Source organism: Micromonospora globispora, assembly GCF_003857015.1.
GTDB classification, from domain to species: domain Bacteria; phylum Actinomycetota; class Actinomycetes; order Mycobacteriales; family Micromonosporaceae; genus Micromonospora; species Micromonospora globispora.
In genome coordinates this window covers 1-10,720 of record NZ_QGGF01000438.1, presented here as the reverse complement: position 1 = coordinate 10,720, position 10,720 = coordinate 1, and the positions used below count along the sequence as shown (strand labels likewise).

Below are 10,720 nucleotides of genomic sequence, written 5' to 3'. Positions count from 1 at the left end.
GCCCGCATCGCGCAGCGCCTCCTGGCCCTGACCGCCGCCATCTGGCACAACAGAGCCACCGGCCAACCCGTCACCCGGTCCCTGATCGCCTACGACCACTGACCAGGGTTAGGACTTACTCGTCTAGAGGGAGCGGACGAAGACTGTCGGCGCGTCCGGTCGAGCACCGAAGACCACCAGGCTGCCGCCGGCGCGGTCGACCGCCTCGTCCCAGCCGACCGGAGCGACGTCACCATCCGGGCCGAACCGCGGCGTGATGTAGCCGGCGTCCCCCGGACCGTCCACCACACACAGCGTCAGCCGGCTGACCAGTCCCCACTGCTCCGGCCGGAGCCCGTCCGGCGCGTCCACGGCGAGCCGGAGCACGGGGTCACCGCCGTGCAGCTCGAAACGGACGGTGTCTGGTGGCAGCATCGAGGGCATCCCGCGATCATGCCATCCGCCCGCTCCGAAGGAGGCGAGCGAGGCCCGTACGGTTCAGGCGGCGGCTCGGTCCGCGAGCGGCCGGCGCCGGCGGGTCGGGTCCGTGAGCACCGGCGCCGACCACGCCCCGTCCGGCTGGTACAGGTTCGTGCCGGGCGGCACGATCTCGTCGATCCGGTCGAGGACCGCATCGTCGAGGGTGAGCGACGCGCCCTTGAGCAGCGCCTCCAGCTGCTCCATGGTGCGCGGACCGATGATCGCGGAGGTGACCGCCGGGTGCGCCACCGTGAACGCCACGGCCAGCTCCGGCAGCGTGCAGCCGACCTCGTCGGCGAGCGCCACCAACTCCTCGACCGCGGCGAACTTCGCCACGTTGCCCGGGAGGGCCGGATCGAAGCGGGCCGGCGTGAGCGCGGGCCGCCCGGTGCTCAGGTCCACCGCCCGGCCGTGGCGGTAGCGGCCGGAGAGGAAGCCGGAGGCGAGCGGGCTCCAGACCAGCACCCCCATGCCGTACCGCTGGCAGACCGGCAGGACCGCGGTCTCGATCCCCCGGGCCAGGATCGAGTACGGCGGCTGCTCGGTCCGGAACCGCCCGAGCACCCGCCGCTCCGCGACGTGGTGCGACTCCGCGATCTCCTCGGCCGGGAAGGTCGAGCAGCCGAAGGCCCGGATCTTGCCGGCCCGGACGAGGTCGCTGAGCACGCCCAGCGTCTCCTCGATGTCGGTGCTGTGGTCCGGGCGGTGCACCTGGTAGAGGTCGATCCAGTCGGTGCCGAGGCGACGCAGGCTCTCCTCGACCTCCCGGACGATCCACCGCCGCGAGTTGCCGCCACGGTTCGGTCCCTCCCCCATCGGGAAGTGCACCTTGGTCGCCAGCACCACGTCGTCCCGCCGGCCCCGCAACGCCTTGCCGACGATCACCTCGGACTCACCGGAGTACATGTCGGCCGTGTCCACCACATCGATCCCCTGGTCCAGTGCGGCGTGCACGATGCGGACGCAATCGTCGTGGTCCGGATTCCCGACCGCGCCGAACATCATCGTGCCGAGACAGTGGACGCTCACCTGGATGCCGGTGCCGCCGAGGACGCGGTAACGCATTGCTGCTCCCTGGGTCTGCGCCGCGCTGACGGGGCGGCGGGGCCGGTCCGGCCAACCTAGGATTTCGCGTGGACTCGAGGTCAACCCGACCAGCCAGGGCGTCGCCCGGGAAGGACGAGCATCCGTGTTCCGCCCCGCCACCGCGCGTCGGCTGAGCGTCCTGCTGGCGCTGGCCATCTCCGCGTTCGCCTTCAACAGCACCGAGAACCTGCCGATCGGGCTGCTGCCCCTCATCGCGGCCGACCTCGGCGTGTCCGTGCCGTCGACCGGCCACCTGGTCACCGCGTACGGGGCGACCGTCGCGCTGGCGTCGTTGCCCCTAGCGCAGGTCACCCGCGGCGTTCCCCGCCGGTACCTGCTCGGCGGCGTCCTCACCGTGCTGGTTTCCGGCACCGTGGTCACGGTCGCCGCGACGGCGTACCCACTGCTGCTCGGGGCGCGGATCGCCACCGCCCTGGCCCAGGCCGTGTTCTGGGCGGTCACCGCCCCGTTGGCGGTGGGGCTCTTCTCCCCCGCCGTCCGTGGGCGGGTGATCGCGGTGATGTCGGTGGGCGGCTCCCTCGCCACCGTGCTCGGCGTCCCGGCGGGGACCTGGCTCGGCCAGCGGGACGGCTGGCGGGTTCCCTTCCTGGTGATCAGCGTTCTCGCCCTGCTCGCCCTGGTCGTCGTGGCCGCGCTGCTACCGACCAGCCGTCCCGAGGAGAGTCACGCGGCGTACGCGGCCGAGCCGCACACCGGCCGGTTCGCCGTGGTGCTGATCGCCACCACCGGGTCGGTGACCGGCATGTTCGCCGGCTTCACGTACGTCGCGGAGTTCCTCACCGGGCCCGGCGGCTTCCCCGCCGGGGCGGTCGGTGGGCTGCTCTTCGTCTTCGGCCTGGCCGGGATCGCCGGCGTGGTGACCGTGGGACGGGTGCTGGACCGGTCTCCGCGCGGCACGCTCGCGCTGACCGTCGGCGGGCAGGGCGTCGCCCTGCTCGGCCTCTGCCTCTTCGCCCGACAACCCGGCGTCGTGGTGGGGCTGCTGGCGTTGCTCGGCGCGACCGCCGCTCCCGTCTTCACCGTCACCCAGGCCCGGATCCTGCAGGTCGCGCCCGGCCGCACCGAGTTGGCCTTCGCGGCCAACTCGGCGACCTTCAACGTCGGCATCGCGCTCGGCGCGCTGCTCGGCGGGCTGATCCTGCCCGCGTACGGGGCGCGGGGCGCGTTCGGCCTCGGCGGCGCGGTGACGATGGCGACGCTGGCGGTGGTGCTCGGCGAGCCGCTGCTCACCCGACGCCCCACGCCGGCCCGCGCCGCCGCCTGAACTGCCAGGGTCAGGACGTACCGTCGGCGGCCCGGGCGACGTAGCCGGCGGCCTGGAGATTGAAGAGCTCCCGGTAGAGGCCGTCCTGTGCCATGAGCTCGTCGTGGTTGCCCCGCTGGATCAGCCTGCCGCGGTCCAGGACGACGATCTGGTCGGCGTGCCGGACGTTGGCGAGCCGCTGCCACTGGCCGCCGGAGAGGTCCTGGCCGTCCTTGAACTCACGGTCGAGCAGCCGTCCTCCAGCTCCGGCAACGCGCAGGCGGGGCCGTCGTCGGCCGGGTCGTCCTCGTCGGCCGGGGGCCGGGGACCGATCACCGACGCCACGGTGCCTCCTCACCGGTACGGTCCTGAGAACTCGGAGCCTACGCTCCGCGACCGGACGCCGTCTCCCCGTGACGGGCGTGTCGAACACGCGTCGCAACGGCGTGTCCGGGCAAGCCACGAGGGACCGTCCAAGGGGTGGGCGATCTCCGGTCGCGTCGCGCCGCTCCCCCACGGGTGGCAGGCTGAGGGAGTCGCCGGCAACGGGCGCCTCGATGCCCGCTGACTGACCCGTCGTGAAGGAGAAGATCGACCCGATGGCTGTGGACGTCACCACCACGGACGAATGGCAGGCCCTGCGCAAGCACGCCGAGGCGATCCGCGGCACCCACCTGCGGGAACTGTTCGCCACGGACGGGCAGCGGGGTGAGCGGCTCACCGGCGACGTCGCCGACCTGCACGTCGACTACAGCAAGAACCTGGTCACCGACGAGACCATCACCCTGCTCACCGCCCTCGCCAGGAAGGTCCGGCTCGCCGACCGGATCGCGGCCATGTTCGCCGGCGAGCACATCAACTCCACCGAGGACCGCGCCGTCCTGCACACCGCGCTGCGCCTGCCCCGCGACGCCAGCCTGGTGGTGGACGGGCAGGACGTGGTGGCCGGCGTCCACGCCGTACTGGACCGGATGGCCGCCTTCGCCCAGCGGGTCCGGTCGGGCTCCTGGCGCGGGTACACCGGCGAGCGGATCACCACGGTGGTCAACATCGGCATCGGCGGGTCGGACCTCGGGCCGGTGATGGCGTACGAGGCGTTGAAGGCGTACCGGGACGCTGGGATCAGCTGCCGGTTCGTGTCCAACATCGACCCCACCGACATCCACGACAAGACCGTCGACCTGGACCCGGCCACCACGCTGTTCGTCGTGGTCTCCAAGACGTTCTCCACCCAGGAGACCCTGGCCAACGCCAACCAGGCGCGGCGCTGGCTGCTCGCCGGGATGGATGCCGACGACTCGGCGATCGCCCGGCATTTCGTCGCGGTCAGCACCAACGAGCAGCGGGTCCGCGACTTCGGCATCGACCCGGAGAACATGTTCGGCTTCTGGGACTGGGTGGGCGGGCGGTACTCGCTGCCGTCGGCGGTCGGGCTCTCGGTGATGCTGGCGGTCGGGCCGGAGCGCTTCCGCGAGATGCTGGCCGGCTACCACGCGGTCGACGAGCACTTCCGCACCATGCCCGTGGAGCGGAACGTGCCGGCGCTGCTGGGCCTGCTGAACGTCTGGTACACCGACTTCCTCGAAGCACAGACCCACGCGGTGCTGCCCTACTCGCAGTACCTGCACCGGTTCCCCGCGTACCTCCAGCAGCTCACCATGGAGAGCAACGGCAAGTCGGTGACGCTCGACGGCACGCCGGTGACGTACCGGACCGGGGAGATCTTCTGGGGCGAGCCCGGCACCAACGGTCAGCACGCCTTCTACCAGCTCATCCACCAGGGGACGCTGCTCATCCCGGCGGACTTCATCGCCTTCAGCCGGCCCAACCACGACCTCGGTGACATGCACGACCTGTTCATGTCGAACTTCTTCGCGCAGACCGCCGCGCTGGCCTTCGGGCGGACGAAGGAGCAGGTCGAGGCGGAGGGCACGCCGGCCGACGTGGTGCCGCACCGGGTGATGCCGGGGAACCACCCGACCACGTCGATCATCGCCCCGAAGCTCACCCCGTCGACCCTCGGCCAGCTGATCGCCCTCTACGAGCACATCGTCTTCACCGAGGGCGCGATCTGGGACATCAACCCGTTCGACCAGTGGGGCGTGGAGCTGGGCAAGGTGATGGCGAACCAGCTCGCGCCGAAGCTGACCGGCAGCACGGCGGACCTGGGCGACGTGGACTCGTCCACCGCCGCCCTGATCCGCCGCTACCGGCAGCAGCGCGGCCGGGACTGACGTCGTACGCGGCCTCCGGGCACCGGCCCGGAGGCCGCCCACGTACCCGCCTCGCGTCGGGCGGGATCAGGAACGCAGCAGGTCGGCATGGGCGGCGCGCAGCCGCGCCAGTCCGGGATCACCGGCCGGCGCCCGGCGCTCCAACTCGGCCCAGACCTCGGCGAGGGCGTCGGTGACCGTGCGCAGCTCGGCGGCGTGCCGGCGGGTGCTCTGCCGGTGCAGTTCCTCTAGGCGGCGGGCCCAGCCGGCGGTGACCGCGGCGAGCCGTTCGGCGTCGGCCCGTGCCTGCGCTGCGGTGCGGGCGGCCGGGGCGGGCACGATCGCGGCGACGGGACGTGGGTCGCCGTCGCGGGTGACGAGGGTGACCGTGTCGGTCAACTCGGCCAGGGACAGGAGCTGGTTGAGCCGGGTGCGGACCTCACGCAGCGGCAGGGCACGCGGCTGGTCGGTCCGGTCAGCCAGGGTGGGGGCGGCCATGGACACATGTTGACGTCCGGGTACGACAAATCCCCGCCGCGCGCCCCCGCGGGTAGGGTCGCGCGGGCGGGCATCATTCACCGTGGGGCGACCCTGACCCCGCACTTCCGTGACTTCCTGCCCGGCTGGGTGGCCCGGCAGCCGTGGTACCGGGCACGGGTGTGCCCGCCCTGACGCCGATCGGCGGTCAGGGTTTCCATTCCGGGGCCAGCACCGACCAGATCTCCATGTCGATCCGGCCGTCCGGTCCCGGGGCGACCTCGCGGAGCGTACCGTCGCACCGCATGCCCAACCGCCGCGCGACGGCGATGCTGCGCTCGTTCTTCGCGTTGGTCACCCACTCCACCCGGTGGATGCCCCGCTCCCGGATCGCCCAGTCGATGATCACGCGGGCGGCCCGGGTGACCAGGCCCTGACCCTCGGCGCCGGCCTCCAGCCAGCAGCCGGCCTCGCAGACGCCGGTGTTGACGTTGAGCGACACGAACAGCACCCCGCCGACCAGCGTCCCGCGCTGCCAGATGCCCCAGATCCCGCCGTCGTCGCGCGCCCACCGGTCGGCGTAGTTCTGCAGGACCTTGCGGGCGGACTCGGCGTCGGTGGCCACGAAGGACGCCCCCACCCAGGGGGCGATGTGCTCGCGGCACCGGTCGAGGTTGGCGAGGAATTCGTCGGCGTGCCACGGCTCGAGCGGCCGCAGCTCGGCGTCGGTGGTGAGGGGAAGCGCGAACACGGGAGCAAACTAGCAGGCCAGGAATCGCGGGCCGACCGGTCATGTCATCTCACCGCCTACAGATCTGACGGCGTAAGCGGATCGGAACAGGCGGCGCCGTCGGTGACTCGTTTACGCCATCAGGTCCATAGCGAGCGCACGCGCCCAACCCGGCCGGCGTGCGGGGTCGCGTCCACCGCTGCGGGGACGGCCACGCGCCGGACCGCGGACGGGCCGGAAACCCAGCTGGTTCCGGCCCGCCCGCGCGGTCACGGTCGCATCTCGTACGTGCCGGAGAGCGCGGCCACCCGGGCCCAGACCCGGGCGGTGCGGTCGGCGTCCTGGACCGGGCGGCGGATGTGGGCGAGGGCCCAGGCGGCCTGCTCCTCGGTGGTGGCCGTCTTGCCGTGCAGCTCGGTGGTGTGGGCGGAGAAGTCGCGGACCAGGAGGTCGAAGATCTCGTCCAGCACGTCACCGTCCAGGCTGGTCAGCTCGGCCTGCTCGAGGATGAGCTGACCGTAGACGACCAGGGCGAAGAGCTGGCCGAGGGCGAGCAGGAAGTCCAGGTCCCGCTGCTGGTTCTCGTCCGGGGCGTGCGCGGCGAGCAGGGCGCAGAGGCCGTCGGCCTGCTCCCGGAAGCGGCCGACGTTCGGCACGTGGGCGTGCGCGTCGTACGCGGCGCGCCAGTCGTGGAAGCGGATCGCGCCGAGGCCGCGGGCCGGGCCCTGCCGGAAGAGGAACTCGTCGTCGGCCGGGTCCTGGCGGGTCGGCACCGGCGGGTGCTCGGCCGGCTGGAAGAGGTAGTTCGCCATGAACTTCAGGATCAGCGCGAGGTTGACGTGCACCGTCCCCTCCAGCTTCGGCAGGCCGCGGATGTCCTTGGCGGCCTTGTCGAAGTAGGTGTCGGCCTCGAAGCCCTTGGCCGCGATGACGTCCCAGAGCAGGTCGATGACCTTCTCGCCCTCGGTGGTCACCTTCATCTTGGTCATCGGGTTGAACAGCAGGTACCGCCGGTCGTCCGGGCCGGCCGAGCGGAAGTAGTCGACCGCCCGGTCGCTGAAGAGCTTCATCGCGACCAGCCGGGCGTACGCGTCGGTCAGCTCTCGGCGTACGTGCGGGAAGTCGGTGACCCGCCGGCCGTAGAGCACCCGGTTGTGGGCGTGCGTCACCGCCTCGTACATGGCGTGTTCGCAGATGCCGATGGAGGCGGTGCAGAGATTGAACTTGCCGACGTTGACGGTGTTCAGCGCGGCGTCGAAGGCAGCCTTCCCGGTGTGCAGCACGTCCTCGGCGCGGACCGGGTAGTCCGCCAGCCGGAACTCGCTGACGTACATCTGCGCGTTCACCACGTTGCGGACCAGGTGATACGAGGGGTGGCGGCTGTCGGCGGCGAAGAAGACGTACCCCTCGGGGCCCTCGACGTCGGCGCGCCGGCCGAACACGGAGACCAGGCCGGCGACGTTGCCGTTGCCGATGTAGTACTTGCTGCCGTTGGCGCGGAAGCCACCCTCGCCGTCGGGGGTGAGCAGCAGGTCGGTCGAGTAGATGTCGGCGCCGTGGCTGCGCTCGGAGAGGCCGAAGGCCATCACGTGCCCCGCGTCGAGCAGCTCGGCCGCGCGGGCCCGGGCGGCGGCGTTGCCGCTCTGCCAGACCGGACCGAGCCCGAGCACGGTGACCTGCCAGGTGTACCAGTAGCCGAGGCCGTAGAAGCCGAGGATCTCGCTCAGTGCCGCGTTGCGCGCGGTGTCCCAGCGCTTGTCGGGGTCGCCTCCGCCGTCGGCCGCCGGGGTGAGGAAGGTGGCGAAGAGGCCCTCCTTGGCGGCGAAGTCGAGGAAGTCGCCGTACCAGTCGCGCCGGTTGTAGCTGTCCACCAGCGCCTGCTTGCCGCGCTGCTCGAACCAGTCGACGGTGGCCCGCAGCAGCTGACGGGAGCGCTCGTCGAGCTGGGTGGGGTCGTAGGTGTGCGGGTTGAGCAGCAGCGGATCGGTCACGGCGTTGCCTTCCGGTTCGGGGGGTCGAGGTTGCGGAGCGTGGCGAGGACGTCGTCGAGCCAGGCCAGCACCATCCGCTCGTACGCGATGCCGCCGCGCAGCACGACGTGCTGGAGCGCTCCCTGGGCGTCGAGGGCGTCGGGGTCCGGGAAGTCGCGGCGTTCGCCGGTCAGGTAGCCGGCGAGGGTGGCCTCGTGGTCGGCGCGGTAGCGCTCGACCTCGGCGACGAGCGCGGCGCGGCCGTCGGCGTCGTCGAAGGCGGCGCCGCGGATCTTGACGGCCAGCTCGTGCCGGACCGCCTCGGGCTGCACCGGTGCGCGCAGCCAGGTGACCAGCGCGGCCCGGCCGGTGGGGGTGGCCGACCAGACCTTCTTGTCGGGCAGCCCGTCCTGGCCCACCTCCTCGGCGGTGATCCAGGCGTCCGCCTCCATCCGCTTGAGCACCCGGTAGATCTGCTGGTGGGTGGCGGTCCAGAAGCGGCCGATCGAGCGGTCGAAGCGCCGGGCCAGCTCGTAGCCGGAGGCCGGCCGCTCCAGCAGCGAGACCAGGATGGCATGCTCCAGCGACATGCAGGGCATCCTGCTATGCAACTCGTTGCATAGCAACCCCGCACAGAAGAAGGCGCCGCGACCCCGAGAGGTCGCGGCGCCGTCGGACGCCGGGTGTCAGCGCCGCCCGGCGGGCCGGCGGGTGAGCGCCAGCCCGAGGGCGATCATGCCGACGCCGAGCAGGAAGTGCAGCCAGTTGTCCGCACCGTTGAACGGAACGAAGTTCGCCCCGCTGTTGTGGTCGACCACCAGGCCGTAGAGCCAGATCACCAGGTAGATCGCGCCGCCGCCGACCAGGAAGGTCCGGGCGCCGGAGACCGTACGGGACAGCGCCAGCCCGGCGACGCCGAACGCCAGGTGCACGATGTTGTGCAGGACCGACACCTGGAACAGGCCCAACAGCTTCGCGTCGGAGTTGTGTCCGGCGAAGGACATGGTGTCGTAGTTGCTGGTGATGCCCGGGATGAAGCCCAGGATGCCGATCAGCAGGAAGAACACGCCCAGCACCTGGGCGGCCCGTTGTATGGGAGCGACGGCCGCGGGAGCAGCCGCACGGGACGTCTTGGCCATCTCAGCCACCTCCATCGAGGACCGTGTGCGCTGGTGTCCCCAGGGTGGAAGGCCCGAAACCGAACCGGCTCAGATGATGAAGTGGGTCCAGTAGGTCAGCCACACCACGAAGAGAACACCCTGGAGCAGCGCCAACCCGGCGGTGAGCCAGGTGTCGAGGGTGGCCCGGCGGGCCCAGCGGGCCAGCACCAGGGCGACCGGGAACGCCGCGAGCAGGTAGCGCAGCAGGCTCTTGTACACCGGTGGCCCCATCGACAGCGGCACCAGCACCACGATGACCGTGTAGACCAGGTACGGCAGCTCCGCCCAGCGCAGCCCGACCAGGACGATCACCAGCACCGCCACGGCACACCAGACCCGTACCGCGTCGGCGGTCGTGCCGCCGGTCAGCCCGCGCACGATCACCCCGAACGGGTTCTGCACGGTGATCCCCCAGCCCTTCTCCTGGGCGTGCTTGTAGGCGTACCAGTCGCCGCTCTGCCACCTGCAGAACGCCATGAAGGTCAGCCACCCGGCCGGTACGAGCACCAGCGGCCCGCCGACCCGCAGGTACCGCCAGAGCGTTCGGGGGTCGACGCGGTAGTTGTGCTGGCGCATCAGGACCAGGGCGAGCGGGACGACCACCAGGAAGCCCACCGAGCGGCTCAGCGCCAGGAAGTAGCCGACGATCCCGACCAGCAGCCAGCGCCGTTGCTCGGCGTACCAGAAGGCGGCCAGGGCGAGGCAGAGGAAGAGCGACTCGGTCAACGCCGCCTGGAACAGGAACGCGGTCGGCAGGAGCAGCAGGTAGCGGGTGAACCGCCGGCCGGCCACCGCGTTGTCGCCGATGCTCTCGCCGCCGGCCCCCGGTGCACCCCCGCTGAGCAGGCGGCCGCCGAGCTGGTGGGCGTAGTAGAGCAGGAGCACCAGGGCGATGTTGCTGACCAGCAGCAACGCCCACGTCGTGTGCCCGCCGAGCAGCGGCGCGAACGGCCGGGCCAGGAACGGGTACAGCAGCGGGAAGCCGAAGTCCCGCCACGGCTGATCCAGCGGCTTGCGGGCCAGGCCGTCGTAGAGGAACGAGTCCCAGGCGAACCAGAGCGAGATCCACCGGTGCGGCGAGATCGCGTGCTGCTGCGTCCGCATCATCGTCTCGTCGGCCGGCGGCGCGCCCGGGACGTTGTCCCAGGCGCTCAGCGCGATCACGCCGACGAGACTGAGCACGACCTTCGAGCCGACGAAGACCGCGAGGACGAAGCCCCACGGGGCGGGCACCCGGCCGGCGACCCGGGACGTCCAGCGGCCTACCGGTCGCAGCCGGTCGCGCAGCCCGAAGCGGTCCGCCACCGTGACGGGACCGCCGGCCGTGCCGGCCCGCGCCCCGTCCACCATGCGTCCCCCAC

The 10,720-nt window shown here is 71.8% G+C and carries 10 protein-coding genes and 2 pseudogenes; 3 read left to right on the top strand and 9 right to left on the bottom strand.

Going from position 1 to position 10,720, the window contains the following annotated elements; genetic code table 11:
- A pseudogene (locus DKL51_RS36595) lies at window positions 1-102 on the top strand (IS982 family transposase); the annotation flags it as partial.
- Window positions 103-123: 21 nt separating this feature from the next.
- Here DKL51_RS36595 and DKL51_RS23615 read toward each other — a convergent pair.
- Together DKL51_RS23615 and DKL51_RS23610 are read right to left on the bottom strand one after the other, a co-directional pair.
- Window positions 124-414, bottom strand: a complete 291-nt coding sequence (locus DKL51_RS23615) for a hypothetical protein (RefSeq protein WP_123809741.1) — start codon at window positions 412-414, stop codon at window positions 124-126.
- A gap of 63 nt (window positions 415-477) precedes the next feature.
- Window positions 478-1,524: an aldo/keto reductase gene (locus DKL51_RS23610; protein WP_109965814.1), complete on the bottom strand. Its 1,047-nt coding sequence runs from the start codon at window positions 1,522-1,524 to the stop codon at window positions 478-480.
- Between the two features lie 124 nt (window positions 1,525-1,648).
- Here DKL51_RS23610 and DKL51_RS23605 point away from each other — a divergent pair, with 124 nt between their 5' ends.
- Window positions 1,649-2,830 (top strand): MFS transporter, encoded by a 1,182-nt coding sequence (locus DKL51_RS23605; protein WP_109965813.1) that lies wholly within the window; start codon window positions 1,649-1,651, stop codon window positions 2,828-2,830.
- Between the two features lie 10 nt (window positions 2,831-2,840).
- Here the strand turns inward: DKL51_RS23605 and DKL51_RS23600 are convergent.
- Window positions 2,841-3,062, bottom strand: a pseudogene (locus tag DKL51_RS23600) (ABC transporter ATP-binding protein); the annotation flags it as partial.
- A gap of 346 nt (window positions 3,063-3,408) precedes the next feature.
- On the opposite strand from DKL51_RS23600, the gene pgi reads away from it, so the two are divergent.
- Complete coding sequence (pgi, locus tag DKL51_RS23595; RefSeq protein ID WP_109965816.1) at window positions 3,409-5,043, top strand: glucose-6-phosphate isomerase; 1,635 nt, start codon at window positions 3,409-3,411, stop codon at window positions 5,041-5,043.
- Window positions 5,044-5,109: 66 nt separating this feature from the next.
- On the opposite strand, the gene DKL51_RS23590 is transcribed toward pgi, so the two are convergent.
- The 6 genes from DKL51_RS23590 to DKL51_RS23565 all read right to left on the bottom strand — a co-directional run bounded on the left by DKL51_RS23590 (window position 5,110) and on the right by DKL51_RS23565 (window position 10,709).
- Window positions 5,110-5,520, bottom strand: a complete 411-nt coding sequence (locus DKL51_RS23590) for a hypothetical protein (RefSeq protein ID WP_109943460.1) — start codon at window positions 5,518-5,520, stop codon at window positions 5,110-5,112.
- Between the two features lie 187 nt (window positions 5,521-5,707).
- Window positions 5,708-6,250, bottom strand: a complete 543-nt coding sequence (locus DKL51_RS23585) for a GNAT family N-acetyltransferase (protein WP_109943437.1) — start codon at window positions 6,248-6,250, stop codon at window positions 5,708-5,710.
- Between the two features lie 248 nt (window positions 6,251-6,498).
- Window positions 6,499-8,220: an acyl-CoA dehydrogenase family protein gene (locus DKL51_RS23580; protein WP_109943436.1), complete on the bottom strand. Its 1,722-nt coding sequence runs from the start codon at window positions 8,218-8,220 to the stop codon at window positions 6,499-6,501.
- Window positions 8,217-8,789, bottom strand: a complete 573-nt coding sequence (locus DKL51_RS23575) for a PadR family transcriptional regulator (protein ID WP_109943435.1) — start codon at window positions 8,787-8,789, stop codon at window positions 8,217-8,219. Before DKL51_RS23575 ends, DKL51_RS23580 begins: the two co-directional genes overlap by 4 nt.
- A 96-nt stretch (window positions 8,790-8,885) precedes the next feature.
- Window positions 8,886-9,338, bottom strand: a complete 453-nt coding sequence (locus DKL51_RS23570) for a DUF4383 domain-containing protein (protein ID WP_109943459.1) — start codon at window positions 9,336-9,338, stop codon at window positions 8,886-8,888.
- A 69-nt stretch (window positions 9,339-9,407) separates the two neighbouring features.
- Window positions 9,408-10,709 carry a hypothetical protein gene (locus tag DKL51_RS23565; RefSeq protein ID WP_260428638.1) on the bottom strand — a complete coding sequence of 434 codons (1,302 nt, stop codon included), beginning with the start codon at window positions 10,707-10,709 and terminating at the stop codon, window positions 9,408-9,410.
- Window positions 10,710-10,720 lie beyond the last annotated feature (11 nt).

What these genes read in the sequence shown, in the direction of transcription:
- DKL51_RS23615 (WP_123809741.1), bottom strand. Translation starts at nt 414, where the DNA reads ATGCTGCCACCAGACACCGTCCGTTTCGAGCTGCACGGCGGTGACCCC.
- DKL51_RS23565 (WP_260428638.1), bottom strand. Translation starts at nt 10,709, where the DNA reads ATGGTGGACGGGGCGCGGGCCGGCACGGCCGGCGGTCCCGTCACGGTG.
- DKL51_RS23575 (WP_109943435.1), bottom strand. Translation starts at nt 8,789, where the DNA reads ATGTCGCTGGAGCATGCCATCCTGGTCTCGCTGCTGGAGCGGCCGGCC.
- DKL51_RS23610 (WP_109965814.1), bottom strand. Translation starts at nt 1,524, where the DNA reads ATGCGTTACCGCGTCCTCGGCGGCACCGGCATCCAGGTGAGCGTCCAC.
- pgi (WP_109965816.1), top strand. Translation starts at nt 3,409, where the DNA reads ATGGCTGTGGACGTCACCACCACGGACGAATGGCAGGCCCTGCGCAAG.
- DKL51_RS23590 (WP_109943460.1), bottom strand. Translation starts at nt 5,520, where the DNA reads ATGGCCGCCCCCACCCTGGCTGACCGGACCGACCAGCCGCGTGCCCTG.
- DKL51_RS23570 (WP_109943459.1), bottom strand. Translation starts at nt 9,338, where the DNA reads ATGGCCAAGACGTCCCGTGCGGCTGCTCCCGCGGCCGTCGCTCCCATA.